Genomic DNA, 25,584 nt, shown 5'->3' with positions numbered 1-25,584 from the left:
TAAAAAATAAATTCGAACGTTTTTTTAACCAAATTATAAGTAAAAATAGGAATGTTATACAAATCCAATTCCCCAGCCACTACGTAAATCTGCATAATAAGAAAAAGCTATCATTGTAGAGAAAATAATCGTTGCCAAGCTTAATATGATTAAGGGTAGCTTACTATTAAATGCTCCTGCTTCCTCTAAATCACTTTCCACTAAACGATGCCATTTCTTTTGCTTATACTTAAAGTCTTTCACTCTCCCATGAAAATAACTAGATGTCTTGTTATTTTTAGCAGCACCCGCAGCATCGTGTAAATGAAATGCCCATTTACTGGAGCCACTCCTAGTTGTAAAAAGCCAATTAATCATAAGCTTCTCAAAATCAGAGGTCGCTAATGTTCCTTTAGTTAATCGAAAATCAAGTGTTTCTTTTGGAGCATGCGAATCCTCTTTAAAACGCAGTGCTGCTTTTGTCTGCCTAACTGTAGCAGCCCCTTTTTCTACCATCGAAAATAACCCTGCCAAAAATGCTTTAGCATGTGGCTTACCGGCTCGATCAACAAAGTATAAATATAAAATATCTGTATTCATTACATCCTCTATTTCACCTTTTCTCCAAAAGTGCCTTTGTGGTAATAATAAAAGAATAATGACGACAATAAGTATACCTAGCGAAGCTTTTGGGATAATCGCAATCAATGTATCTAAATAAGAAATACGATTTTCCATTTCTTTCTGTATTCGCTTTTCATTTGCTAATGCTTGCTGTAAAGGAATGGGAGCAATCGTTTTTTCCATATTAGTCATCATGTAAGATGGGAAGAAAAAGCTTGTTTTCGTTTCAGTGTATGCTTCCGAAACGGATGTTTTAAATCGAATTCCATAAGGTGACTTTTCATTTTTCTTTGCATTCCTATCAAAAAGCACGCCGTCAAAATTAGATGGATCTGTTGTGCTGGGAAGAATAAATTCAATTGTTACATTATTAATATTCTGATCATGTGCTTCCACATCTTCAAAATAAGTCACTTTCGCTTCACTATAAGAATCGTATGCTTTTATACTATTTTTTAATGTATAAACATATAAAAACGAAACTTGTTGATTCTCCTTTTTTATTTCTGTTCGAAAAACTCCATTCTCTTTTAATACATTCAATTGTTTAATTGTAGACTCTTCAATGAAACCAGGCTCTGGTCTTAATTGAGATAATTCATAAGCATAGAAGTTTACTACATTCTTATCGTGTATTTTAGGGAAGGATCTGCTGAGATTATTAAATTCCCCTTCAAAATTATAAGTAAATACTTCATTTACTAAGAGATCTCCATTCGGCTGAATCCATGATCTAATTTGAACTGAATCGATCGAATAAGATTTTGCCTCTGCAATGGTACTGATGGAAAACGACAGAATTAATAATACAAATGTGGCAATCATCTTTTTCAATGGCAACACCTCCAAAAAATACTTATAATTCTAGTAATTTTTACGGTTTGCCTTTAATTTAGTTTCATTAAATTACTTAATAACCATTTTTCTGCCGTTCATAATTTGTTTCATTCTTTTGTATGTATGCTTGTAATACCTCTTCATTGCTAAATCCAAGTTCTTCTGCCATAGCTCCGTACAGAACCCACATTTTTTCGTAATCCATTCTTGTAGGATTTTTCAAAAACGATAACACTGCACCATTTGTTAACAAAAAAAGCTCTGTTAAATCGGCATCTATTTTTTCGATTGGCCAACTTTTTAAATCATTAAATCCTTTTTCAATCCCGAGTGAAAGTAGGAAATGGATAGAGTCCACATATTCTTCTAGTATTACGCTTTGTGCAGATGGACCTTTCTCGCTCCAAAATTTAAAGCATCTAGTTTCATTTGCTAGTTCTGCAAGCTCTACCAGTAAAGCCAACCCTTTTTTCGTAAAAACATCTTCCTTCACCTGTTTATTTGCTTGAATATATTGGTCTAATGCCTGCTGCATTGTAAAAAGTTTATCTAAATTCATCTTTTCCTCCAAAAATTTTATATTATTTTGAAACCAAACTACCTCTTCTATCGTATAGCAGTTACTATGTATTTTACAAGGAGGACATTTTAAATGGTCCATTTACTTCGATTTCTTATAATTGCTTTTATTATATATGTTTTTTATAAAATTCTTCGGTACCTCTTTGACCCAAAAAGAAAGCTGGATGAGGCTTTTGAGAAGGAACAATATTATTTTTACGATGATATAAAAAATGTGCGCAAAAACTTTTTCATTACTTATAAAGGTGCATTTTTTGAAGGTGAAAAATATTTAGGTACTACTAATCAAGCGTTTGAAGTCGTTTCTATTTTTGTTTGGACAAAAGATTCTTCCAAGCTACAAGGGTTCACTAAAGAGGATTTTCATTTTTTACAAAACGAAATCAAGATGAGTTATCCTTCAGCTAAAATAAACTGGAAAAGCCCAATCGAGCAACTAATGAAAGAAGAATAATTGAAGAAATGGCTCGCTTAGTATCAACTTGGGATATATTATTTTCTTTGCTTCTTTTCACTGAACTTCTAAATCTATTGTAGAATTTTGTAAAACAAACTGGAGTGAATCAGAGTGAGATATAACTTAGTTCTCTATATTAGTATTTGTTTAATGCATATAACAATTTTAACAAATATTACTCTTTTGGAAGGTAGTTGGAATGGTATTACTTTGTGGTTATGTACTGGCATATTTATATTTGCAACGACCATTTTTATTTTAAGCAAATCACAGGGGAAAGTAAAAAAATAAATTTATGAAGGCATTTATTAAATATTCCTATAATACAGTAAAACGATGTTTCTTTAGATAGAAGAAACGCTTAATTAATAAGCATTCAATAGTTGATTGTAGTGGAAGGCGGCGACTCCAGCGGGATCAGTGAGACAGATGAAACATCACAACGTACCCGAAGGGGCGGTGATGATTCATCGCTCACCCCGCGGAACGCGACCGCCTGATACGGAAATCAACGGGTTCAAATAAAAAATCGAGTATGTTTACGAAGTATCTTTCACAAACTTGCTAAGATATACATCGAAGAATTTTTCAGCGTCTTAGCTTTTGATAGGAAGGAAGCGTAAGGACGCCTCATCAAAAAAAAGAAGGCATTCTAAGTTCGCCGCTTTCTAGGCAATGATTGCATAAACCACGTCCTGTATGCCTCGACACCTTCTTTACAAACATCCTCTTGGCCCAAGCGGCTTGGCGCTCGCCCGCTGTAAGCTTTGGAAAATAATTTCAACTAAAAAGACAGTAGACCACTCGTTTTTTTCGAGTTTGTCTACTGTCTGAACAATCCTAAGTTAATATAGGACTGTCTTTTTGCAATAACCAAAAAATCAAGAAAACATATAAAATAAATAGCATTAAAAATCCGACTCGAAAATTGGTATGCTTTGTTTTGTGTCGAAAGAATTGCATTCCAATGTAAGCTCCAATTCCCCCACCAAAGATAGCAAGCGTCCACAACGTATTCTCTGAAACTCTTTGTTTATGTTTTTTTGCTTGAGACTTGTCATATCCCATTATAAAGAAAGCGATCAAAGACATAATGATTATAAACAAAAGGATGATTTCATTCATAGTGAGCTCCTTGTACAAAAAAGGCTGATAGAATCTCTATCAGCCTTTTTTTCCATAATTATTTATTGATTGCTTTTTTTGCTACATCTGCAAGTTGTGTAAATGCTGCTGCATCTGTTACAGCTAAGTCAGCTAACATTTTACGGTTTACTTCGATTTCAGCTAATTTTAATCCGTGCATTAAACGGCTATAAGAAAGTCCGTTCATACGTGCTGCCGCATTGATACGTGTAATCCATAGTTTACGGAAATCACGTTTTTTGTTACGACGGTCACGGTAAGCATACATTAATGATTTCATAACCTGTTGGTTTGCTACTTTATATAATGTATGTTTTGAACCGTAATAACCTTTAGCTAATTTTAATACTCTTTTACGACGCTTGCGCGTCACTGTTCCGCCTTTTACGCGTGGCATAGTTCATTACCTCCTGCTATTCTTTCGAATGATTGAATTTCTCGTATTATTTCATGTAAGTAAGTAAAGTTTTGATACGTTTGTAATCGCCTGAAGAAGCTACTTTAGTTTTACGTAATTTACGTTTAGCTTTAGTAGATTTGTTAGCGAATAAGTGGCTTCCAAAAGCACGGTCATGTTTTAATTTACCTGTACCCGTTTTTTTGAAACGTTTCGCAGCTCCACGGTGAGTTTTCATTTTCGGCATGTCGAATTCCTCCTAAACAATTGTACTCTATTACTGTTTTTCGTTCTTAGGTGCAAGCACTAAGAACATGCTACGGCCATCCATTTTCGGTTTTGACTCGATTGTGGATACTTCCGTACAAGCTTCCGCAAAACGATCTAATACTCGTTGACCAATCTCTTTATGAGTAATGGCACGACCTTTAAAACGAATAGATGCTTTCACTTTATCTCCTTTTTCAAGGAACTTGATCGCATTTTTCAACTTCGTTTGGAAATCATGTTCATCGATTGTTGGGCTCAAACGAACCTCTTTCATCACGATAATCTTTTGATTTTTACGAACTTCACGATCTTTCTTTTGCTGCTCAAATTTGAACTTACCATAGTCCATGATACGAGCGACCGGCGGCTTGGCTTGAGGAGCCACAAGGACAAGATCCAAATTTACACGACCTGCAATTTCAAGTGCTTCGTTACGTGTTTTTAAACCTAATTGATCACCGTTCTGATCAATTACTCGTAGTTCGCGAGCTCGAATGCCATCGTTCACATACATGTCTTTGCTAATAACAATCCACCTCCAGATAGTGTCGCGAATACATGGTTTGGGCATAAATTCCGTAGAAACGAATTACTTACGCCGTTTTCGATCCAATAAAAAAACGGGCAGACATATGATGTATGTCTGCCCGCCGATATGAGAACATGTAGAAACCTACATATTACAGTCGATCGTGTGCTTACCAGTCAACAACTTGCCGTGTCGAACAGGTGAGAAGCGGGCAGCCTCTTCTTATACCACAAACTTGTATTCAATAACCTTATTAACTATATCATGTTGTATTAGACATGTCAACATTAAATATTAGTGAGAAACTTCTTGTTGAATTCGAGCTAGGAATTCATCAAATGGAATACTTTCTGATTGTTGCTCTCCATATTTACGTACATTTACATTGCCTGCTTCCAATTCTTTATCTCCAAGAACGAGCATGTACGGAATTTTTTGCATTTGTGCTTCACGAATTTTATAGCCTAATTTTTCTTCTCGATCATCCATTTCCACACGGAAACCAGCAGCTACTAATTTCTCCTCGACTTGTCTTGCGTAATCGTAGTGTACTTCATTGGATACTGGAATGATTTCGACTTGTACTGGTGCCAACCAAGTTGGGAATGCACCTTTATATTCTTCAATTAAAAATGCTACGAAACGCTCCATTGTAGAAACTACACCACGGTGAATAACGACTGGACGATGCGGCTTACCATCTTCCCCAACGTATGTTAAGTCAAAGCGTTCTGGTAATAAAAAGTCAAGTTGTACAGTTGATAGTGTTTCTTCTTTACCAATAGCCGTTTTTACTTGCACATCGAGTTTAGGTCCGTAGAATGCAGCTTCGCCTTCTGCTTCGAAGTAATCTAAGCCTAGCTCATCCATTGCCTCTTTTAACATGCTTTGCGCTCTTTCCCACATTGCATCATCATCGAAATATTTTTCTTTATCTTCTGGATCACGATAAGAAAGACGGAATGAATAATCTGTTAAATCGAAATCTTTATAGACAGAGATGATTAACTCTACTACCTTTTGAAATTCTGCCTTGATTTGGTCAGGACGAACAAATAAGTGAGCATCATTCAAAGTCATCCCTCTTACACGTTGTAAACCTGATACAGCGCCAGACATTTCATAACGGTGCATAGTCCCAAGCTCAGCAATTCGTAATGGAAGATTTCTATAAGAATGCATACCATTTTTAAATATCATCATATGGTGCGGACAATTCATTGGACGCAACACTAATGTCTCATTATCCATTTCCATTGGTGGGAACATAGAATCTTGATAGTGCTCCCAATGTCCAGATGTTTCATAAAGATCTTTGGAACCCAATACTGGAGTATACACATGTTTATACCCTAGTTTAAGCTCTTTATCTACAATATAGCGCTCAATCACACGACGAATAGTAGCACCATTTGGCAACCAGAGTGGTAAACCTTGTCCAACTTTTTGGGAAGTCATAAACAAATCTAATTCTTTCCCAATTTTACGATGGTCACGCTCTTTTGCTTCTTCTAGCATTTGTAGATGATGAGCAAGCTCTTCTTTTTTGAAAAATGCTGTACCATAAATACGTTGAAGCATTTTATTGTCGCTATTTCCGCGCCAGTAAGCGCCCGCAATGCTTAATAATTTAAATTCTTTTAATTTCCCAGTAGAGGGCACATGTACTCCACGGCAAAGATCAAAAAAATCACCTTGCTCATAAATCGATACTTGTTCATTTTCAGGAATCGCTTCTAAAAGTTCTAATTTATATTCATCATCAATTTCTTTGAATTTGTCGTATGCATCTTGACGGGATACATCATGTCGAACGATTTCTATATTTTCATTGATGATTTTTTTCATTTCTTTTTCGATTAACACCAAATCTTCTGCAGTTATTGGTTCTGGTGAATCAATATCATAATAGAATCCATTTTCGATAACTGGACCAATTCCAAGTTTCACATCTTTGAACAAACGTTTCACTGCCTGTGCAAGTAAATGAGCTGTACTATGGCGTAAGATTTCAAGCGCTTCATCTGATTCTGGAGTAATAATAGCGATTTCTCCATCTTCCGTAATAGGAGTTTTTAAATCAACTAACTTTCCACTTAACTTTCCTGCAAGTGCTTTTTTACGTAAGCCTGGACTAATAGATTGAGCGATTTCTTCTGTTGTTGTAGAAACTGGAAATTCCTTTACTGCTCCATCAGGAAATTTTAATTTAATTACATCTGCCATTTTGAACACTCCTTTTTATTTAAGAAAAGCTTTGGATCATTACCTTAAAACTTACAGTAGCAAATAGAAGAGTTGAATATAGATAATAAGACAACAAAAAACCCCGTCCCTAAAAAGGGACGAGGTACTATCGTGGTTCCACCCTTCTTCTGTCTATTTAAAATTGAAATAGACGAAGCTCTGCATCGGCTAACGGGCCGGTCACCGGTAATTGCTATGTAGATTCACAACTACTGCTCAGAGGTGGTAAATCGATTGCCGATACTTAAGAAGCTTGCAGCCTTGGCTTCTCTCTCTAAAAAGTCGTACAAACTGATTGTTGTCCTCTTCTACGCATTTTTTTATTCTTATGAGAAAGATTATACGCCACTCAAAAATCATTTGCAAGTAACTATTTTTCTTCTCGCCAATTCTTTCCTTGTAAAGGAATAGGAATCGTAAGTGCTCGGATTCTTTCCATAATTCGTCCAGCTTTAACTACCTCTTTTTCTCCTCGCTGTGTGAAGGATAAATGATGTTCCAATTCGTCATAATTAAAATTAGATGTCATAAAAGTCGGAAGCTGCTCGGACATACGGTAATGCAAGATTGTTCCTAATATTTCATCTCTTGTCCAACTGCTCATTGTCTCTGCTCCAATATCATCAAGCATTAAAACGGGAGCACGTTTTACGAATTCAATTTTTTCAGCAAGTGAATGATCTTGAATCGCTTGTTTCATTTCACGGAAAAACTCTGGAACGTAAACAACTACCGAATGGATATGTCTAGCTGCCAATTCATTTGCAAGGGCTCCAAGTAAATAAGATTTACCTACACCGAATTGACCGTGTATATATAGTCCCTTTTTCGGTAAAACACTAGTTCGTTCCCATTCGTTTAAAAAGTCTTTCGCCGCCCGAACTGCAACTACTCTACTACCATCCTCCAGATCAACACCTGCCAAATTAGATTCCATTACCTCTTTCGGCATATGGATGCTATCAATCATGGATGTGACTTTTTTACGTTCATCCTCAATAACGCCACGCTTACATCTTACATATTCTAAATCAATCAGATTACGATCTAATACTAGCCTCGGTTCATAGCCTTTCATATAATTCGTACACATTTCAAGGGATTGGCATGATCCACAATCATGTGATTGCGATTTATATTCATATAACTTACTTAGACTTCGGTCCACAATTTTCTTTGAAATTTGAGCTGCGTTTTCTTCTAGAAATAGTTGTACACCTGGGTCCTCAAGCACTTCTTGTTTCATTTCATCAAGTCTCGAAGAAAATTCTGGTGTAATGACCCTTTTTAATGTCTCATTAATTCGTTCCATAAAATGTCACCTACCTTTTAATTACTCCTAATTCAGCTAATAGTTTTTTTCGCTCTTCATCAATGTTTTGAATATTGTTCGTTGTATCTCCAGATTGCTTTGTTTCACCGTCTTTTTTGTAAAACCAATCTGGCACCTTTTCTTCTCTTGTCGGTTTTTTCGTATAGGACTTTTGCTTGGATCCTTCATTTTTCCATTTTAAATATTGTTGATGTTCATTTCTAGCTAATTCCATTGCTTCTTTTGCTGTTTTAACATCTTTTCGCATCCAATGAGATGCTATTTTCTCTGCGTAATTCTTAGTTAATTTCATATCTGTTCTCAGTAAAACATATTGCAACAATACATTTACTACCCCTATCGGCATATTGTAATGAGATACTAAATGGTTTGCTAATTGAACATCAGCAAGAATAGGTTCTTTCCCATTTGCAATATCTTTTAACACAGTAACTGGTGCAGTACTTTCTAAATAATGAATAAGTTCTTCCTCTTTTGTTAAAGGCTTTTTATTTTCATTTACACTTTTTTTAGTCTTAGTAATATTTTGAATGATAGGCGCCTTTTTTGATACAGTTAGTTTATAGTAATCAGCACACGCTTTTTTTAATCTAGCATCTGATAAATGCAAATCATCATCTAATGCTAGAATTACCACTTTTTGCATTTCAATTGGACTGAGATTATACAGAAAAGCTAACTTGGCGATTACTTCTTTCGCTTCAATTGTTAAGGCTGATTTAGGGACAAGTTGCTCTGACAGACCATCTTGTAGTAAAGCAAAATCAAATTCTTCAAAGTAAAACGGCAGAGAAGAATTCCTACTCTTCGATTCATAAGCATCATTATAGGGTACAGCTTGACCCGATTTGGTAGACGGTTTAAATACATCCATAAATGTACGTGAAACGTCTTTAAACCCCTCATTCCAATTAGGTGATTGAATAAAACGACTTCTTAATCGCTTATAAGCTTTTTCCCCTATTTTGTTTAATAGAAACATGGACAATAAAGGATCCTTTAGGAATGATTCTGCATCTAATGGTGCAGCAAGTTCATAATAAAAGATTCGTGTTTCATTTTCGGTCTTTTGCCATGTGCGAAGTAATCCAATAGCTTCTAAAGCAATTCTTGCCTGAAATATTTTCCCGACTGATACCCCTAATACGTTCATAAGTTGATAGTGCTGCCATTGTTCCTCACTTTTAAGCTCCCCATCAGCCCATAAAGTAAGATACAGGCTTATTCCTTCCGCACCAATTAATGGTTGATAAAACAATGTTAATAATTGACGATCATAATCAGAGAAAGAATATGGCAAGCGAATCATATACATGTCTGCTGGCTGTAGCTCTTTATATAACATCACAATTGCACCTACTCTTTCTTGTATACTATAATGACGGATTTTTCTTTAGAATTTCTTTAAGTTCATCTATAAAAACATTTAAATCTTTAAACTGACGATAAACCGAAGCAAATCGAACATAAGCAACTTCGTCAACTTCTGAAAGTTTGTCCATTACTTTTTCTCCAACTTCTTCTGATTTCACTTCAGAATTTCCTGTTCTTCTTAATTCTTTTTCAATCGAAAACACAATTTCTTCTAGCTGATCTAGAGCCACTGGTCTTTTTTCACAAGCACGTATTAATCCGCGCAAGACTTTCTCACGACTAAATTCTTCTCGTGAACCATCTTTTTTCACTACAATTAGTGGAGTTTCTTCTACTTTTTCAAATGTAGTAAAACGGAATCCACAGTCTTCACATTCTCTTCTTCGTCTAATGGCTTTATTGTCATCTACAGGACGAGAATCGACAACTTTCGTGCCATTAAACTGACAAGCTGGACATCTCATATGATCTCTCCTAATTAGTTACGATTAATTTATGTATCTATTATAACAATATTCTTCTCTAAAATCGAAAAAGCAGAGGAATCTCTTCCTCTGCTAACTCATTCAGCCTAAAGTCTATTATGCTTGAACTGTCAAACGTGGATTAGGTACATTTACTGGACCCATTCCACGGGGCATTTCAATCGTTTCGCGTATTCCAGCATTAAGAGCATCTGCAATATAGTTAGCTGCAATCGATGGATCTAAATCACCACATGTATACACATCAATGCTCGCATAACCGTGCTCTGGAAAGCTGTGAATTGTTAAATGCGATTCGGAAATAATAACGACTCCACTTACACCTTGTGGCGCAAATTTGTGAAATGCTACTTCTCTGATTTCAGCACCAGACTTAAGTGCTGCATCAACAAAAGTTTGCTCAATAAATGGCATATCGTTAAGTTTGTCGAAATCGCACTCCCATAGTTCTGCAATAATGTGACGTCCCATTGTTTCCAATGTCCGTTTCCCCCTTTGATAAAATTTATTTTTTAAAATTTTCAAAGTTGACTACCACGGGGGAAAGTTAGTCCAAAGAGGTCCTAACCCTTTAAGTAGTCTGTGCACGTGAAGTACACGATTCTCATTATATGATGTTTTAATTAAATTAGCAAGAAAAAAAATCCCCTTTCAAAGAAACCTTGAAAGAGGAAGGAAGATTAAAGAGAAGAAGCTACTTTTTTTGTTAAATCAACAACACGCGCAGAATAGCCCCACTCGTTATCATACCAAGCAAGTACTTTTACTTTACGCTCTCCTATTACCATTGTTGTTAAACCATCAATCGTTGTGGAGTTTGTTGTCGTATTAAAATCGATGGATACTAAAGGCTCCATTGTTAAACCTAAAATACCCTTCATCGATCCTTCAGATGCTTTTACAAACGCAGCATTTACTTCATCCGCTGTCACATCTTTCTGTAAATCTACTACTAAATCTACTAAAGATACATTTGGCGTTGGTACACGCAAAGCCATTCCATGCATTTTGCCTTCTAATTCAGGTAAAACGATTGTAAGTGCTTTTGCTGCTCCGGTTGAAGTAGGAATAATTGATTGAGCACATGCGCGTGCACGACGTAAATCTTTATGTGGATTGTCTAAGTTGTTTTGATCATTTGTATAAGAATGCACAGTAGTCATAAGACCATTTTCAATTCCAAATGTGTCATTTAACACCTTTGCAACTGGTGCCAAACAGTTTGTTGTACAACTAGCATTCGAAATAATATTATGTTTAGCTAAATCTAATTTGTCATCATTTACTCCCATAACAATCGTCACATCTTCATTTTTAGCAGGAGCTGTAATGATTACTTTTTTTGCTCCAGCCTCTAGGTGAGCTGATGCTTTATGACCGTCATTAAATTTTCCAGTTGATTCAATCACGATATCTACATTTAAATTTCCCCAAGGCAAATTAGCTGGATCGCGATCATTAACGATTTGAACTCGCTTACCATTAACAATTAGTGCATCATTTTCAATACTTATTTCTCCATCAAAAGTTCCATGAGTAGAATCATATTTTATTAAATGCGCTAAAGTTTCTAATGGGTATCTTGCATTAATTGCGACAACATTAATGTCCTCTTGTACAATTGCTTGGCGAAACACCATTCTACCAATACGTCCAAATCCGTTTATTGCGATTGAAGCTATCATAAAAAATCCTCCTGTGACTATGTGATACTTTTTATTTTATAACCATTAAATAGTATAACACATTTTCACAATTGTGTAGCCCTTCAAATTAAAACCGTAATTTTTTTTATTTTCCGACTACTCTTTTTTCCAGAGTGACAATATTTTCTGCAGTTGTTCCTTCGTATATTCTAGAGTTCCATTATTATAGATGACAGCATCTGCACCCTGTTCTTTAATCGAAAGAGGTAACTGTGATTGTATTCTTGCAGTGGCTTCTTCTAAAGAATAATTATTACGAGCCATTAGTCTATTCAACTGCGTTTCTTCTGTAACCGTTACAACTAAAATCTTATCTACATAGGACTGAAGCTTACTTTCAAATAATAATGGGATATCCATTACAATTGTGTCATAGCCTTTTTCAAGTAAAAAATGTTTTTGCCGAAGCATTTCTTCGCGGATAGCGGGATGCATAATATCATTTAATTGCTTTCTTTTTTGAGGTGATGAAAAAATAATATTTCCTAATTCTTCTCGATTCAGCGTTCCATCTTCTGATATAACTTCTTCTCCAAATGCTTCTCTTATCGTTTCAAGTGTCTTAGTTCCTTTTTCTACTACGACTCTAGCTACTAGGTCAGCATCAACTATAGGATAACCTAATTCTTTTAACATGTTGGAAACGGTACTTTTACCACTAGCTATACTACCAGTTAACCCAATAATCATTTGCTTCCTCCTTTACTTCTGACATCTTCCACAATAAGTAGATGTTCTTCCACCAATCGTTTTCTGCATTGTTTTTGCATTACAATTTGGACAAGTCTTTTTCCCATACATTTGTAAGCGATTCTGCATATTGCCTGACTCCCCATTTATTTTGCGGTAGTCGGAAATGCTGCTTCCTCCATTTTCAATACTATCTAAAAGAACGTTGACAATTTCATTAAATAATTGTATCTTACGCTCTTTACTAATTCTTTTTACTTTACGACCAGGATGAATTCGCATACGAAATAATGCTTCCGTCGCGTAAATATTCCCGCAACCCGAAACAACATGACCATCCATGATAAATTCTTTAATCGGCTTATTTTCATACTTTGGCAAAGCACTCATTTCTAAATAATGATCTAAAGCATTTTGATCAAATGGCTCAGGTGCCATTAATAATAATGGCGGATAATCTTCGACACTATTTAAAAAACGAAGTTCTCCAAAGCGACGAATATCTGCATATACAAGCATGTCACCCTCACTAAAATGCAGGATGACATGTATATGCCGCTTAAATTTATCCTCCAAAATTTCATGTAAGCCTCTCACATAAAACCAAGCACCAGACATACCAAGGTGTGAAACAAGTAAATAGGGAATCCCATTTTTTAGTAAATGAAAATAAATATATTTAGAACGTCTATCAATTCGTTCTATCTTCATATGAGGTAAAGCCTCTCGAAAGGATTCCACATCTAACCCTTTCAAGATAGCTTCTTTTCCATTTGCTTTAGAATCAATAATAGTTTTAGAAACTTCTACCGATTCAATCGTTTTACCAGTAACAATCGGCTTAAGTGAACGTACAAGTCCTTCTACTTCTGGTAATTCTGGCATATCAAAACTCCTTACTTCGTATCGTACCAAGATGGGCCATAAGCATATTCCACTTTCAATGGAACAATTAACTTGATTGCTCCCTCCATTACTTCTGGCACAATTTTTTCAAGAATAGCAATTTCTTCTTTCGGTGCTTCAAAAATCAGTTCATCGTGTACTTGCAATAACATTTTCGTTTGGAGATTTTCATCTTTTAGTCGTTTTGCCATATCGATCATCGCTTTTTTAATAATATCAGCTGCACTTCCTTGAATTGGGGTATTCATAGCTGTTCTTTCTGCGAAACTACGAAGGTTGAAATTAGAACTTGTGATTTCAGGTAAATATCTTCTTCTTTTTAGAATAGTCGTCACATATCCATTATGCTTTGCTTCGCGCACAATATCGTCCATATAATCTTTTACACCTGGAAAGCTGTTTAGATATTGGTCTATAAAAGTAGCAGCTTCTTTTCGAGTAATATTTAAGCTTTGTGATAAACCGTAATCGCTAATTCCATATACAATTCCAAAGTTAACCGCTTTAGCAGCACGTCGCATATCTGACGTCACTTCTTCTTTCCCTACATGGAATACATCCATCGCAGTTTTTGTATGGATATCCATATCATGATTAAATGCATCTACTAATTTTTCATCTTCACACATATGAGCAAGTACTCGGAGTTCGATTTGCGAATAATCAGCTGCAAACATAACCCAATCTGGGTGAGAAGGAACAAATGCTTTTCTGATTTTTCTTCCTTCCTCTAAACGTATAGGAATATTTTGTAGATTTGGATTTATCGAGCTTAAACGGCCTGTGGTAGTTAAAGCTTGTTGGTATCTTGTATGAATCTTTTGATCTTTCCCATGTATTTCCTTTGTTAAGCCTTCGATATATGTTGACTGAAGCTTGCCTAAAGTTCTGTAAGTTAGGATATGCGAAATAATTTCGTGTTCACTTTCCAGTTTTTCAAGTACATCTGCTGCCGTCGAATATCCTGTTTTTGTTTTCTTTAAAGGTGTCAATCCAATTTTTTCGAATAAAATAACGCCCAATTGTTTTGGAGAATTAATATTAAACTCCTGTCCAGCTAAAGTATAAATATCTTTTTCGATAGCACGAAGTTTTTGATTCAAATCGACTCCCATTTCTTTTAAAACATCAACATCAACCTTTACACCATCCGATTCCATTGTTCCTAATATCGAAGCAAGCGGCAATTCAATATCTTTATACAGAGCATACTGCTCATTTTCTTCTAGCTTCTTTTCTAAAGTAGGTTTTAGCTTCCAAACAGCTTGAGCCTTTCTAATAGCATGTTCTGCAAGTTTGTCCAAGTTAGGAGTAGCTTTTTTTGCTCCTTTACCATATACATTTTCATCTGTTAGCACATCATAATTACCGAACTCTTTTGCCATTGTTGACACATCATATGAAGAAATGGAAGGATTAACAATATAAGCGGCCAGAAGTAAATCAAAATCAGCCCCAAGCAAACTCACATTATGTTTACGACTTACCGCTTGAGCTGCTTTGGAATCTACTAAATATTTTCTTCTCGACTCATCTCCCAGCCATTCACAAAAATCAGCGGATTCGAAAGCTAAAGATCCAGAAATAAAATACGACTGTTCCCCATCGTAAAGAGCTATACCTAATAACTCACTTGTATGGTATTGTTCATTAAACATCTCGAGATGAATAGCCATTTTATCTTTTAAAATAGACTTTTTCACTTCATCTAAAATTTCAAAAGTCACTTCCGAAGTCGTTTGTTCCTCTGTAACATGTTCAGACTTTTCTAGAAGTGTTTTAAATGATAGCTCCTTCCAAATTGAAGTAACTTCATCCATATTCGGACCATTGTATGTCAAGTCATCTACATTAACTTCGATTGGAGCATTCGTTTCAATCGTTGCAAGTACTTTACTCATTTTTGCTTGTTCTTCGTTTGCCATTAGTTTTTCTTTCAACTTCGCACCACTTACCGAACCTAATGCTTGATATAGATTTTCTACAGAACCATGCTCTTTCAATAATTTAATCGCGGTCTTTTCACCTACACCAGGTACTCCAGGTATATTATCCGAAGCATCACCCATAAGACCTTTCATATCGATGATTTGAAGAGGAGTTAAACCATACTTTTCTTCTACATGCTCTGGTGTATATTTTTCAATATCAGTTATACCTTTTCGAGTGATATACACAGTCGTATTTTCCGTTGCAAGTTGCGTTAAGTCTTTATCTCCGGATACAACAATTACTTGTTGTCCCTTTTCGTCCGCTTGTTTGCAAAGAGTACCAATAATATCATCTGCTTCGTACATTTCAAGCTCGTATCTTTTAATTCCGTATGCATCAATTAGCTTACGAACATATGGGAATTGCTCAGAAAGTTCTGGTGGAGTCTTTTGTCTACCACCTTTATATTCTCCAAAAGTTGAATGTCTGAATGTTGTTTTCCCAGCATCAAAAGCAACGAGCATATGTGTAGGATTTTCTTCTTCCATTATTTTTTGTAGCATTAATGTAAAACCATAAACTGCATTTGTATGAATACCATGTTCATTAGACAATAATGGTAACGCAAAGAAAGCTCGGTATGCGAGACTATTTCCATCTAATAAAAGAATTTTTTCGGATGTCATAAAGTTCACTCCTTCTAATTTTATATGCCACAGTTGATTTTACGTCTTCTATCAAAACCATCAATGAAGCATTCATGAAAATGATTCTTGACGTGTGAAACTGAACATAATAAATAAACCGCCATTCCCTATATCTTACCATGCAAGTAGGGGAATGACGATTTATACTACTCTAAGTAGCCTGAAAGAATTTGCGCATATGGCGAATCGGATGGAATAATGATCATCGTGTCTTCTCCAATAGTTTTTTTGTATGATTCTAGTGTTCTATAAAGAGAGTAGAACTCAGGATCTTTAGAAAATGATTGGTTGTATATTTTTGCCGCTTCTGCTTCACCTTCAGCTTGAATAATTGCAGCTTCTTTTTTAGCAGTTGCTAACATTGCTCTTACTTCACGATCTGTTTCAGCTTCAATACGGCGTTTATCAGCATCACCGGTAGATAAGTACTTTTGTGCAATACTTTGTCTTTCCGAAATCATTTCATTATACACGGACTGCTCATTTTCTTCTGGCAAATCTGTACGTTTAATACGAACATCGACAACTTCAATACCATAACTATCTTTTTTAAGTAGTTCATTTACATTTGTTGTTATTCGGTCATTTAAACTTCCTCGAGATGAATTTTCATCATTGATGATTTCACTATATTCTAACTGACCAAGCTCTGACCGAACTACTGAGTAAATAAACTCTTCCATACGAGAGCCTGCGTTTACTAAGCTACCTGCACTCGTGATCATTTCTTTTGCATTTACTACTCGCCATACCGCGTAATTATCAATAATAATACGACGCTTATCTTTTGTGTTGATTTCTGCTTCCGAAAGTTTATAGTTCATTTGATACTTAGGAACAGTTGTTACGCTTTGTATAAATGGTATTTTCATATTGATTCCAGGAGTGTCTTTAACATCTTTTATTTCACCAAACTGACGAATTACTTTATATTCGCCTTCCTTTACAACATATACATTGGCAAGAGCTATGACTAAAACGACAAACAATACGAAAATAGCTATAAAAGGCTTCGTATATTTTTTATAATCAATCGGCGTCTTTTCTTGTTTAGGCGCTTTTTCTTTCTTCGGTTTATTTTCCATTGCCTTAAATTTAGCTTCTAAATTTGAGAATGGATTATTATTATCTGCCATTATTGCCCGCTCCCTTCCTCTGTTTTGTTTTCCGTATCTGTTGTTGGCGGAGGTGTTTGCTTAGTCGGTTCTAACGATTGAAGTGGTAAATACTTCATCGTACCGCCTTCATCGTTCATTATATAAATTTTTGCATTTGGAAGAACAGCTTCAAGCGTCTCCATTACAATACGTTGTTTTGTAATCTCTTTATTGTTTTGATATTCTGCGTATAATTTATCGAATAATGCTACATCTCCACGCGCTTGCTCGATACGGGCAGTTTTATGTCCATTTGCATTGGATATAATTGCATCCTTTTCCCCGACTGCTTCACTCATTTGTTGATTTTCGTATTTCTCTGCCTGGTTTACCTTTGTGTTTTTTGTTTCTTCTGCATCAGTAACAGCTGTAAATGCTGAGCGAACTTCAGCATTTGGGAGCTCAACATCTTGTAACTTTACGGTTAATACAGTAATACCAATATCATATTTTTCTATTAAAGAGCTAAGCAATTCAATTGTATCTGCTTCGATTTGTGCTTTTCCTGAAGTTAAAGCATCGTCAATTTTAGAGTTACCAATTACTGAACGAATAGAGGCAGATGTTGCATCATGTAAAAGATCTTGTGGACTTTCAGAGTTGAATAAATAAGATCTCGGATCGGTAATTTTCCACTGGACGACTAAATCGGTTAATACGATATTGTCATCTCCAGTAATCATTTTTGTATCCTTATCAAAAGATGTTACCTCTCCATCAGGTGTTTGCTTATAACCAAATTGAAGGCTAAATGTTTCCTTTGATAATTTTTCAACTTTTTGAATAGGCCACGGCATCTTAAATTTAAGACCTGATTCTGTAATAGGATCACTCGCCTCCCCAAATGTTATAACGATTGCTTGTTCTGATTCATCTACTGTATACCAAGATGTAAATATAGCTGATAATAAAATGATTCCAATAAATAAAACTAGAATAATAGAAACTAATCTTTTTGTACTCATATCATTTCCCCTTTCTATGTATAACTCATTTACGGAACAACAGTGTAGAAAGTTTCAAAAATAAAAACGCAAAGTGGTTCTCCTTGGTCGAAACGAAAGTTAGCAAGTCAAAAAAATGAGCGGGAAGTAAGCTAGTACTTCCCTCTCATCAAAAAATATGTTTATGGAGTAACTAAGTTTATACTTTCATACACAATAAAAAAAGCTAGCACTAGGCTAGCTTTTTTTAGGTCAATCATTTGGAAAAGGGGTCTATTTAAATGTAGCAGACGATTGTAAATAGATTGTGAATATACTGTAAATTTTCGTTTACCAATTATTATTTTTATACTTTTTATAATAATTAAACTGCCTTGCAAGTAAAAATAACTTACGTGTAAAATGAGTATCCTTCTTATAAAACAATGGATTTCCCCATTTACCTTCTCTCAGTAACTGCTCTACCTCTTTTTGAATCTCTTTGTTTTCAACAAATTTTCTCAAAACTATTTTAGGCACAACGGTAAATAAATAATGTTCATTCAATAATGTTAAAGGCTTTTCTTTGTTATTGATGACGTCATCAACAAAATAGCGAGCCATATTATGACCAAGAGCTGTAGTATAGTAGCTCGAACGACCTTGTCTAATATTCACTTCAAATACTTTAAACTTACCATCACGTTCATCATATTTTAAGTCAAAGTTTGCAAATCCAACATAACCAACTGCTTCTAAGAAGTATTGCAGTTTTTTCATCATTTCTTCATTATATCTTGTAATAAGAGCTGTATAGTTACCAATTGCAGTAACTGTGTGTTCTTGAAGTACAACCTGTGCAAAGGTACTTAATTGAGCCTTCCCTTTCGAACTCATATAAAAAACGGAATCCCACATATACGTATCATCCCCAGGAATGTAATCCTGAATGATTAGATCCTCTTCATATCCACTAGCATTAACTTGATTAATAACGGTATTGAGTTCATCTCTATTTTCAACTCTATATACCTTTTGTTGACCTTCAAATTTGTTCTTGTAATACATAACTCCATTACTTGGTTTGATAATTAAAGGAAATAATACTTCTTCTGTGAACGCTTCCTTTTTTGCACATGAATAATAATATGTTTTTGGAGTATCAATTCCATGCTCTTCACAAAGCTTATAAAAATTGGACTTAACAAGAAGATTATTCATCAGTTCTTCTGACATGTAGTTAAAGACATACATCTCTTTCAATGCGTCTGCATTTTCAATAATCAAGCGCACATAGAAATCGTTCGTTCCAATGAGTAACAACTGTTTTCCTGGTGTATTATACTTTTTTGCAACTTGAGTCAAAACTTCCACAAAAGCTGATTTGTCCCAAAGATTATAGTGAATTTCAGTATGTTCAATCATATTGCTCCACTTAGTAAATGACATTTCTTCCTTACCTACTAAAATTGGCTTTATATTGTATTCTTCATGGAATGAAATTGCCATGTTATATGCGTTTATGTCTGTACCGATAATAATTGGAATAAAGGGTTGATTGTTCATAAAAACCTCCGTTAACTTTTAGCAATAGGAATATATACAGTAAAGGTTGTACCTTCTCCTACTTCACTCTCTACTTTTATTAATCCATGATGTGCTTCCACGAGATGCTTAACTATTGCTAGTCCTAGACCTGTCCCACCCGAATTTCTACTTCGAGCACGATCCACTCGATAAAAACGTTCAAAGATTCTATTTATCTCTGACTTGCTTATACCTATTCCTTCATCTTGTATTTGAAAGATCCCATACTGCTCATTTTTGAAAATATTCACATGAACCGTAGTATTCTCTGGAGAATAAGTAATCGCATTAGCAAGTAAATTCATCATAATTTGTATAAGACGATTCATATCTCCTAAAACATGGACAGAATCATCTACTGTCGTTTCAATTTCCATATTTTTTTCTTCTACTAAATGTGAGGTCATTTCAAGACCTCGCTCTAAAATATCAGTTAGTCTGACTTTCTTTAAGGATACTTCATAACCAACTTGCTCTACTTTAGATAAATCCAATAAATCATTAATTAACATTTGTAGTCGATTACTTTCTTTATGAATAATTTCTAGAAAAGAAAGTAATGTTTCCTCATTTTTGTATGCTCCAAACAATAAAGTCTCAGAGAATCCTTTGATAGATGTAACTGGTGTCTTTAATTCATGTGAAACATTGGCAACAAAATCTTTGCGTATTTGTTCCAATTTAATAAGCTCTGTAATGTCATGCATAACAACGACAATCCCAAGCCATCTACCATGTTCTCCTATTACAGGAGCACCATACGCATCCATGTAATAGGTGTGAAGACCACGTTTGATTTGAATTTGTTCACGACTCGAAGACTCAGTCAAAAATAGCTTGTCTATAAAATCTTCTATTTTTTCAGGCAAGCCAATTTTACGAAAAAGTTTACCATCTACATTTTCTATCGATATTTGTAATTGTTGTAAAAATGAGCGATTAACTATAGTAATTAATCCATTCCGATCAATCATAATTAATGCACTGCCCATATTTTCAATTAAGGTTTTTAATCGTTCTTTCTCTGTTTCCCGCATAACTGAAATATCATGTAGATTTCGTGCGAGAATATTGAGAGAATTACTTAATTTCGACATACCAGAAAAGTCATCCTCGAAAGCTCTAATTCGATAGTTACCTCGAGCAAGTTCCATTGCGGTCTCTGTCAAATGGTCAATTGGTTGCGCATATTTTTTAAAAATACTTGCGCCAAGAAATAATGCAAGTAGAAACGCTGCAAGTAAAGTAAAGAACAAAAATAGCCAAAGCGAATGATCCTCAACTAAATTCTCATGCCCCTTGAAATCTGAAGTAATCATCTGATTAATTTTCATTTGTTCTTCTTTTGTTAGTTCTGTTGTTTCTAAATAAGTTGAAACAGACTCAACTCTTGAGTCCACCATCTTATTTGCAGAATGGTCCACGAAAATAGGAAAAAGCTGACCAAGTACAATGCCTAGTCCAGCTAAGATTACCCCAATTAATATAGAATAAGTTCGCAAAATTCGTGACTGAAAGGTTTTCATTTAGTCTTTGGCTCCTCAAATTTATACCCAAGACCTCTTATTGTTTTAATATAAATTGGCTTTCTACTATTTTCCTCAATTTTGTCTCTTAAATGACTAATATGAACATCCACAATACGAGTATCTCCTGCAAAATCATAATTCCAAACTGCACTTAAAAGTTGATCACGAGTTAAGACTCTATTTTTGTTTTCAATTAAATACACAAGCAACTCAAATTCCTTCGGTGTGAATTCAATTGGTTCATTACTTAATAAAACCTCAAATCTTTCAGGAAAAACTTGTAATGGACCAAAAACATATGATTCCTCGGAAGGTTTAGACTCCGTATTCACTACATCACTAGCCATTCCGGAACGTCGAATCATAGCTTTTACACGTGCCGTTACTTCTCTTGGACTAAATGGTTTCGTCATATAGTCGTCGGCACCTAATTCTAATCCAAGCACTTTATCAAATTCTTCATCTTTTGCTGTAAGCATGATAATAGGTGTTTGAATTTTTTTAATGCGAAGTTCTTTACAGATTTCCATACCATCCATATATGGTAGCATCCAGTCTAACACAATAACATCGGGATTTTCATTTATAGCAAGATTTAAGCCCTCTTTGCCATCCATCGCTGTAATTACTTCAAAACCTGCTTCTTCAAGATTATATTTTAATAATGTAACGATTGAACTTTCATCATCGACAACTAATACTCTTTTCATTTTTTCGCCTCCAAGTTGATTTGAAACCCCCATTCCAAATCAATCGACCAAGAGTGGTGGAGAAACATGAAAAGTCCCTTCCACAACTATTTGTTCATCCTCATTTTGAGCAATTACTTGAATTACTATTTCGTTTGTATTCATATGTATTTCTTTAACTTCAAAAGTAAAATCAATAACAGAATAATGATAGGTTGGTGTAGGAAAGTTTAATGATTGTCTTTTTAAATAAGAACCTGGCCCAGGTAAGTATTTGGAAATTGCAGAAGTAATTACTCCTGTTAACATAATTGGCGGAACAATTGGTTTCTCATACACTGATTTAGATGCAAAATCATGCTGTATATATAATGGATTGCTATCATTTGTTAACCCTAAATATAAAAGCAAATCTTTATCATCCATCTTTTCAGTAATAGTTAATTTGTCACCAATAGAGATTTCTTCTATTCTTCTACCTATTTTGCGCGTTTTCCCTAACAACAATCTATCTTCCCCCATTCCGTATTCTACCTCTATCTTAACAATAAGTACAAGATAAGCGCAAGCGCCGCTATGTATTAGAAGTAAAGGAACTGATAACTAGGGTATCCTTTACAAAATAATAAGAAAACCGTCGTTATTTTTAATAGTTAGACAAGTTACAATTGTTTCCGGAGTGCTGTAGACAGGACTGTCGCTATTACATTACCGAGTGATTTTTAGGAGAGGGGGGTCGTGACAGTGGTCACGTCACTCCTCTTCCTTTTTGGTAATTTGATGGCAATCGTCTGTCCGTCGCCCTCCTGCAACTTTTGGAAACTTGTTTATATTTGTTTGAATAATGAGATAATAGATGCTGTCCTATTTATTTTGTAAGCTCCCAAAGATTCAATTTTGGTCGCTATTTTTCATTCTATTAGGTGTGTGTTTATTATTTTTTCTTCTTAAATCTGCAAATAACATAACATCCACTATTGTAATAATACCTTCTATAGGGCTATTAAATTTGCCTTGTTCATTTAATACCTAAGATACAATTTTTATAAGTAATTTCCTATCAAATATGATAACCAATTATCAAACCATCTATTTATGTAAATTTCGAAAACGAAGAGAATCAAAGTGGTATGCAAATATTTTTTACCGCATAAAAAAATCGAGTAGGTTCCCCTACTCGATTTTTTTTATAACTCTATTAAGCTAAAACTTTCATAACAGCTTTAACTGATTCAGCTGATTTATTTAATAATTCTTTTTCATCATCAGTTAATTCTAGTTCGATAATTTTTTCAATACCACCTGCACCTAATACAGTTGGTACGCCTAGGTAAATTCCGTCCATACCATATTCGCCTTCAAGATAAGCAATTGATGGTAATACACGTTTTTGGTCTTTCAGAATTGCCTCAGCCATTTCTACTATTGAAGCAGCTGGAGCGTAGTAAGCAGAACCATTACCAAGAAGATTTACGATTTCAGCTCCACCTTTACGAGTACGATCAACGATTTCTTCTAAACGAGCAGCATCGATTAATGTTTCTAACGGAATGCCACCAGCATAAGAATATCTTACTAAAGGAACCATATCATCGCCATGTCCACCAAGAACGAAACCTGTTACATCTTTAACAGAAAGATTTAATTCTTCTGCTACAAATGTACGGAAACGTGCTGTATCTAGTACACCAGATTGCCCAATTACACGTTCTTTTGGAAGACCTGACTCTTTATATACTGTATAAGTCATTGCATCTACTGGGTTTGTTAGTACAATAATCGTTGTATTAGGAGAATATTTAACAATCTCACCTGTTACGGCTTTCATTACCTTTTGGTTTGTTTGAACTAAATCATCACGACTCATGCCTGGTTTACGTGCAATACCAGCTGTAATAATTACTAAGTCAGAGTCTTTAGTATCTTCATAATTTGAAGTACCAATAATTTTAGCATCAAAACCTTGAACTGGAGCAGCTTCAGCCATATCTAGAGCTTTCCCTTTAGTAGGGTTTTCAGCTTGAGGAATGTCAACTAAAACAATATCTCCGAGTTCTTTTTGAGCAAGTAAGAAGGCTGTTGTAGCACCTGTGAAGCCGCCACCGATAACTGAGATTTTATTTCGTTTTAATGTCATTTTAAAACTCTCCTTTTATTCATATGTAAAGGGAAGTAAATTCCTTCCCTGGTAGACCCAGTCTTACATATTTTTGATGAGTTCATCTGCGAATTCAGAACATTTTACTTCAGTTGCTCCGTCCATTAAACGAGCAAAGTCATAAGTAACTACTTTAGAAGCAATTGTATTTTCCATTGAATCCATGATTAGTTTTGCAGCTTCATTCCAGCCTAAATGTTCAAGCATTAACACACCTGAAAGAATTACAGATGATGGGTTAACTTTATCTAAACCTGCATATTTAGGAGCAGTTCCGTGAGTTGCTTCGAAAATAGCATGTCCAGTTACATAGTTAATATTAGCACCTGGAGCGATACCGATACCACCAACTTGAGCAGCAAGCGCATCAGAAATATAATCACCATTTAAGTTCATTGTTGCAACTACATCAAATTCTTTTGGACGAGTTAAAATCTGTTGTAAGAAGATATCCGCAATAGAATCCTTCACTAAAATTTTACCAGATGCAAGTGCATCAGATTGTGCTTTGTCAGCAGCTTCTGTCCCTTGCTCTTCTTTTATTTTATCGTATTGATTCCAAGTGAATACTTTATCGCCGAATTCTTGTTCAGCAACTTCGTAACCCCAGTTTTTAAAAGCACCTTCTGTGAACTTCATAATGTTCCCTTTGTGCACTAATGTTAAAGAAGTACGACCTTCTTTAATGATATAGTTTAATGCAGAGCGAACTAAACGTTTTGTTCCTTCTTCAGAAATAGGTTTGATTCCAATACCTGAAGTCTCAGGGAAACGAATATTTTTAACACCAAATTCTGTTTGCAAAAAGTCAATTAGTTTTTTTGCATTTTCAGTTCCTTTTGCATACTCGATACCAGCATAAATATCTTCTGTGTTTTCACGGAAGATTACCATATCTGTATCTTCAGGGCGTTTAACTGGAGAAGGTACTCCAGTAAAATAACGAACAGGACGAAGGCAAGTATATAAATCTAGTTCTTGACGTAAAGCTACGTTTAATGAACGAATACCACCACCTATTGGTGTAGTAAGTGGTCCTTTGATAGCGATTAAATACTCATTGATGACATCTAAAGTTTCTTGAGGTAACCATTCACCAGTTTGATCGAATGCTTTTTGACCAGCAAGAACCTCTTTCCACTCAATTTTTTTCTCGCCATTGTATGCTTTTTCAACAGCCGATTCTAGAACACGTGATGCTGCAGCCCAAATATCTGGACCTGTTCCGTCACCTTCAATAAAAGGGATAATTGCTGTGTTTGGTACGTTAAGTACACCGTTTTCTACTGTAATTTTACCTGTTGTCATTTAAATTTTCCTCCCACTATCATAATCATAGG

At 35.1% G+C, this 25,584-nt stretch carries 24 protein-coding genes and 1 other annotated feature; of the genes, 1 reads left to right on the top strand and 23 read right to left on the bottom strand.

What is annotated here, in order from left to right; all coding sequences use genetic code 11:
* Positions 1-54: 54 nt before the first annotated feature.
* Together WAX74_RS06650 and WAX74_RS06645 are read right to left on the bottom strand one after the other, a co-directional pair.
* Positions 55-1,428 carry a DUF2207 domain-containing protein gene (locus tag WAX74_RS06650; RefSeq protein WP_336497076.1) on the bottom strand — a complete coding sequence of 458 codons (1,374 nt, stop codon included), beginning with the start codon at positions 1,426-1,428 and terminating at the stop codon, positions 55-57.
* Positions 1,429-1,513: 85 nt separating this feature from the next.
* Positions 1,514-1,999, bottom strand: coding sequence for a dUTP diphosphatase (locus tag WAX74_RS06645; RefSeq protein WP_336496874.1), 486 nt, complete (start codon positions 1,997-1,999; stop codon positions 1,514-1,516).
* Between the two features lie 93 nt (positions 2,000-2,092).
* Between WAX74_RS06645 and WAX74_RS06640 the strand changes: the two genes are divergently transcribed.
* The gene (locus WAX74_RS06640) at positions 2,093-2,476 is read left to right on the top strand and encodes a sigma-w pathway protein ysdB (protein WP_336496873.1); all 384 of its coding nucleotides are present in this window, start codon (positions 2,093-2,095) and stop codon (positions 2,474-2,476) included.
* A gap of 843 nt (positions 2,477-3,319) precedes the next feature.
* On the opposite strand, the gene WAX74_RS06635 is transcribed toward WAX74_RS06640, so the two are convergent.
* From WAX74_RS06635 to icd, 21 genes are all read right to left on the bottom strand, one after another.
* Complete coding sequence (locus tag WAX74_RS06635; RefSeq protein WP_336496872.1) at positions 3,320-3,604, bottom strand: DUF1294 domain-containing protein; 285 nt, start codon at positions 3,602-3,604, stop codon at positions 3,320-3,322.
* A 58-nt stretch (positions 3,605-3,662) separates the two neighbouring features.
* Positions 3,663-4,022: a 50S ribosomal protein L20 gene (gene rplT, locus WAX74_RS06630; RefSeq protein ID WP_336496871.1), complete on the bottom strand. Its 360-nt coding sequence runs from the start codon at positions 4,020-4,022 to the stop codon at positions 3,663-3,665.
* 46 nt (positions 4,023-4,068) lie between these two features.
* A complete protein-coding gene (gene rpmI / locus WAX74_RS06625) occupies positions 4,069-4,269 on the bottom strand; it encodes a 50S ribosomal protein L35 (RefSeq protein WP_053588661.1) in 201 nt (66 codons plus the stop codon).
* 30 nt (positions 4,270-4,299) lie between these two features.
* Positions 4,300-4,863, bottom strand: coding sequence for a translation initiation factor IF-3 (gene infC / locus WAX74_RS06620; RefSeq protein ID WP_082355151.1), 564 nt, complete (start codon positions 4,861-4,863; stop codon positions 4,300-4,302).
* A 252-nt stretch (positions 4,864-5,115) separates the two neighbouring features.
* Positions 5,116-7,047, bottom strand: a complete 1,932-nt coding sequence (gene thrS, locus WAX74_RS06615) for a threonine--tRNA ligase (protein ID WP_336496870.1) — start codon at positions 7,045-7,047, stop codon at positions 5,116-5,118.
* A gap of 112 nt (positions 7,048-7,159) precedes the next feature.
* Positions 7,160-7,388, bottom strand: a binding site (T-box leader).
* 50 nt (positions 7,389-7,438) lie between these two features.
* The gene (gene dnaI, locus WAX74_RS06610) at positions 7,439-8,380 is read right to left on the bottom strand and encodes a primosomal protein DnaI (RefSeq protein WP_336496869.1); all 942 of its coding nucleotides are present in this window, start codon (positions 8,378-8,380) and stop codon (positions 7,439-7,441) included.
* Between the two features lie 10 nt (positions 8,381-8,390).
* A complete protein-coding gene (locus WAX74_RS06605; protein WP_336497075.1) occupies positions 8,391-9,746 on the bottom strand; it encodes a replication initiation and membrane attachment family protein in 1,356 nt (451 codons plus the stop codon).
* Positions 9,747-9,774: 28 nt separating this feature from the next.
* Positions 9,775-10,239, bottom strand: a complete 465-nt coding sequence (gene nrdR / locus WAX74_RS06600) for a transcriptional regulator NrdR (protein WP_336496868.1) — start codon at positions 10,237-10,239, stop codon at positions 9,775-9,777.
* A gap of 117 nt (positions 10,240-10,356) precedes the next feature.
* Positions 10,357-10,740 carry an adenosylmethionine decarboxylase gene (gene speD, locus WAX74_RS06595; RefSeq protein WP_336496867.1) on the bottom strand — a complete coding sequence of 128 codons (384 nt, stop codon included), beginning with the start codon at positions 10,738-10,740 and terminating at the stop codon, positions 10,357-10,359.
* 200 nt (positions 10,741-10,940) lie between these two features.
* Positions 10,941-11,945, bottom strand: a complete 1,005-nt coding sequence (locus WAX74_RS06590; RefSeq protein ID WP_336496866.1) for a glyceraldehyde-3-phosphate dehydrogenase — start codon at positions 11,943-11,945, stop codon at positions 10,941-10,943.
* A gap of 117 nt (positions 11,946-12,062) precedes the next feature.
* Positions 12,063-12,656 (bottom strand): dephospho-CoA kinase, encoded by a 594-nt coding sequence (gene coaE / locus WAX74_RS06585; protein ID WP_336496865.1) that lies wholly within the window; start codon positions 12,654-12,656, stop codon positions 12,063-12,065.
* 12 nt (positions 12,657-12,668) lie between these two features.
* Positions 12,669-13,541, bottom strand: a complete 873-nt coding sequence (gene mutM / locus WAX74_RS06580) for a bifunctional DNA-formamidopyrimidine glycosylase/DNA-(apurinic or apyrimidinic site) lyase (protein ID WP_336496864.1) — start codon at positions 13,539-13,541, stop codon at positions 12,669-12,671.
* 11 nt (positions 13,542-13,552) lie between these two features.
* A complete protein-coding gene (gene polA / locus WAX74_RS06575) occupies positions 13,553-16,180 on the bottom strand; it encodes a DNA polymerase I (RefSeq protein ID WP_336496863.1) in 2,628 nt (875 codons plus the stop codon).
* 167 nt (positions 16,181-16,347) lie between these two features.
* The gene (gene hflC / locus WAX74_RS06570; RefSeq protein WP_336497074.1) at positions 16,348-17,286 is read right to left on the bottom strand and encodes a protease modulator HflC; all 939 of its coding nucleotides are present in this window, start codon (positions 17,284-17,286) and stop codon (positions 16,348-16,350) included.
* A 50-nt stretch (positions 17,287-17,336) separates the two neighbouring features.
* The gene (gene hflK / locus WAX74_RS06565) at positions 17,337-18,323 is read right to left on the bottom strand and encodes an FtsH protease activity modulator HflK (protein WP_336496862.1); all 987 of its coding nucleotides are present in this window, start codon (positions 18,321-18,323) and stop codon (positions 17,337-17,339) included.
* Between the two features lie 309 nt (positions 18,324-18,632).
* Positions 18,633-19,847, bottom strand: a complete 1,215-nt coding sequence (locus tag WAX74_RS06560) for a carboxylate--amine ligase (protein ID WP_336496861.1) — start codon at positions 19,845-19,847, stop codon at positions 18,633-18,635.
* A gap of 11 nt (positions 19,848-19,858) precedes the next feature.
* Positions 19,859-21,394: a two-component system histidine kinase PnpS gene (gene pnpS, locus WAX74_RS06555; protein WP_336496860.1), complete on the bottom strand. Its 1,536-nt coding sequence runs from the start codon at positions 21,392-21,394 to the stop codon at positions 19,859-19,861.
* Entirely contained in the window at positions 21,391-22,107 is a 717-nt protein-coding gene (locus WAX74_RS06550) for a response regulator transcription factor (RefSeq protein WP_336496859.1), read from the bottom strand. Before WAX74_RS06550 ends, pnpS begins: the two co-directional genes overlap by 4 nt.
* A 39-nt stretch (positions 22,108-22,146) precedes the next feature.
* Positions 22,147-22,593 (bottom strand): MaoC/PaaZ C-terminal domain-containing protein, encoded by a 447-nt coding sequence (locus tag WAX74_RS06545; protein ID WP_336496858.1) that lies wholly within the window; start codon positions 22,591-22,593, stop codon positions 22,147-22,149.
* A 691-nt stretch (positions 22,594-23,284) separates the two neighbouring features.
* Positions 23,285-24,223 (bottom strand): malate dehydrogenase, encoded by a 939-nt coding sequence (gene mdh, locus WAX74_RS06540; protein ID WP_336496857.1) that lies wholly within the window; start codon positions 24,221-24,223, stop codon positions 23,285-23,287.
* 63 nt (positions 24,224-24,286) lie between these two features.
* Positions 24,287-25,552 (bottom strand): NADP-dependent isocitrate dehydrogenase, encoded by a 1,266-nt coding sequence (gene icd, locus WAX74_RS06535; RefSeq protein ID WP_336496856.1) that lies wholly within the window; start codon positions 25,550-25,552, stop codon positions 24,287-24,289.
* Positions 25,553-25,584 lie beyond the last annotated feature (32 nt).

It is taken from the genome of Psychrobacillus mangrovi, assembly GCF_037104765.1.
Lineage (GTDB): Bacteria > Bacillota > Bacilli > Bacillales_A > Planococcaceae > Psychrobacillus > Psychrobacillus mangrovi.
This window is presented reverse-complemented; position numbering and strand designations above follow the sequence as displayed.

Excerpts from the sequence above, each read along its gene's own strand:
- rpmI (WP_053588661.1), bottom strand. The coding sequence starts at position 4,269 with ATGCCGAAAATGAAAACTCACCGTGGAGCTGCGAAACGTTTCAAAAAA.
- WAX74_RS06560 (WP_336496861.1), bottom strand. The coding sequence starts at position 19,847 with ATGAACAATCAACCCTTTATTCCAATTATTATCGGTACAGACATAAAC.
- WAX74_RS06640 (WP_336496873.1), top strand. The coding sequence starts at position 2,093 with ATGGTCCATTTACTTCGATTTCTTATAATTGCTTTTATTATATATGTT.
- mdh (WP_336496857.1), bottom strand. The coding sequence starts at position 24,223 with ATGACATTAAAACGAAATAAAATCTCAGTTATCGGTGGCGGCTTCACA.
- WAX74_RS06635 (WP_336496872.1), bottom strand. The coding sequence starts at position 3,604 with ATGAATGAAATCATCCTTTTGTTTATAATCATTATGTCTTTGATCGCT.
- WAX74_RS06650 (WP_336497076.1), bottom strand. The coding sequence starts at position 1,428 with ATGATTGCCACATTTGTATTATTAATTCTGTCGTTTTCCATCAGTACC.
- rplT (WP_336496871.1), bottom strand. The coding sequence starts at position 4,022 with ATGCCACGCGTAAAAGGCGGAACAGTGACGCGCAAGCGTCGTAAAAGA.
- hflK (WP_336496862.1), bottom strand. The coding sequence starts at position 18,323 with ATGAGTACAAAAAGATTAGTTTCTATTATTCTAGTTTTATTTATTGGA.
- infC (WP_082355151.1), bottom strand. The coding sequence starts at position 4,863 with ATGCCCAAACCATGTATTCGCGACACTATCTGGAGGTGGATTGTTATT.
- pnpS (WP_336496860.1), bottom strand. The coding sequence starts at position 21,394 with ATGAAAACCTTTCAGTCACGAATTTTGCGAACTTATTCTATATTAATT.
- WAX74_RS06550 (WP_336496859.1), bottom strand. The coding sequence starts at position 22,107 with ATGAAAAGAGTATTAGTTGTCGATGATGAAAGTTCAATCGTTACATTA.
- thrS (WP_336496870.1), bottom strand. The coding sequence starts at position 7,047 with ATGGCAGATGTAATTAAATTAAAATTTCCTGATGGAGCAGTAAAGGAA.
- polA (WP_336496863.1), bottom strand. The coding sequence starts at position 16,180 with ATGACATCCGAAAAAATTCTTTTATTAGATGGAAATAGTCTCGCATAC.
- dnaI (WP_336496869.1), bottom strand. The coding sequence starts at position 8,380 with ATGGAACGAATTAATGAGACATTAAAAAGGGTCATTACACCAGAATTT.
- WAX74_RS06645 (WP_336496874.1), bottom strand. The coding sequence starts at position 1,999 with ATGAATTTAGATAAACTTTTTACAATGCAGCAGGCATTAGACCAATAT.
- nrdR (WP_336496868.1), bottom strand. The coding sequence starts at position 10,239 with ATGAGATGTCCAGCTTGTCAGTTTAATGGCACGAAAGTTGTCGATTCT.
- coaE (WP_336496865.1), bottom strand. The coding sequence starts at position 12,656 with ATGATTATTGGGTTAACTGGTAGTATAGCTAGTGGTAAAAGTACCGTT.
- WAX74_RS06590 (WP_336496866.1), bottom strand. The coding sequence starts at position 11,945 with ATGATAGCTTCAATCGCAATAAACGGATTTGGACGTATTGGTAGAATG.
- icd (WP_336496856.1), bottom strand. The coding sequence starts at position 25,552 with ATGACAACAGGTAAAATTACAGTAGAAAACGGTGTACTTAACGTACCA.
- mutM (WP_336496864.1), bottom strand. The coding sequence starts at position 13,541 with ATGCCAGAATTACCAGAAGTAGAAGGACTTGTACGTTCACTTAAGCCG.
- WAX74_RS06605 (WP_336497075.1), bottom strand. The coding sequence starts at position 9,746 with ATGTTATATAAAGAGCTACAGCCAGCAGACATGTATATGATTCGCTTG.
- hflC (WP_336497074.1), bottom strand. The coding sequence starts at position 17,286 with ATGGAAAATAAACCGAAGAAAGAAAAAGCGCCTAAACAAGAAAAGACG.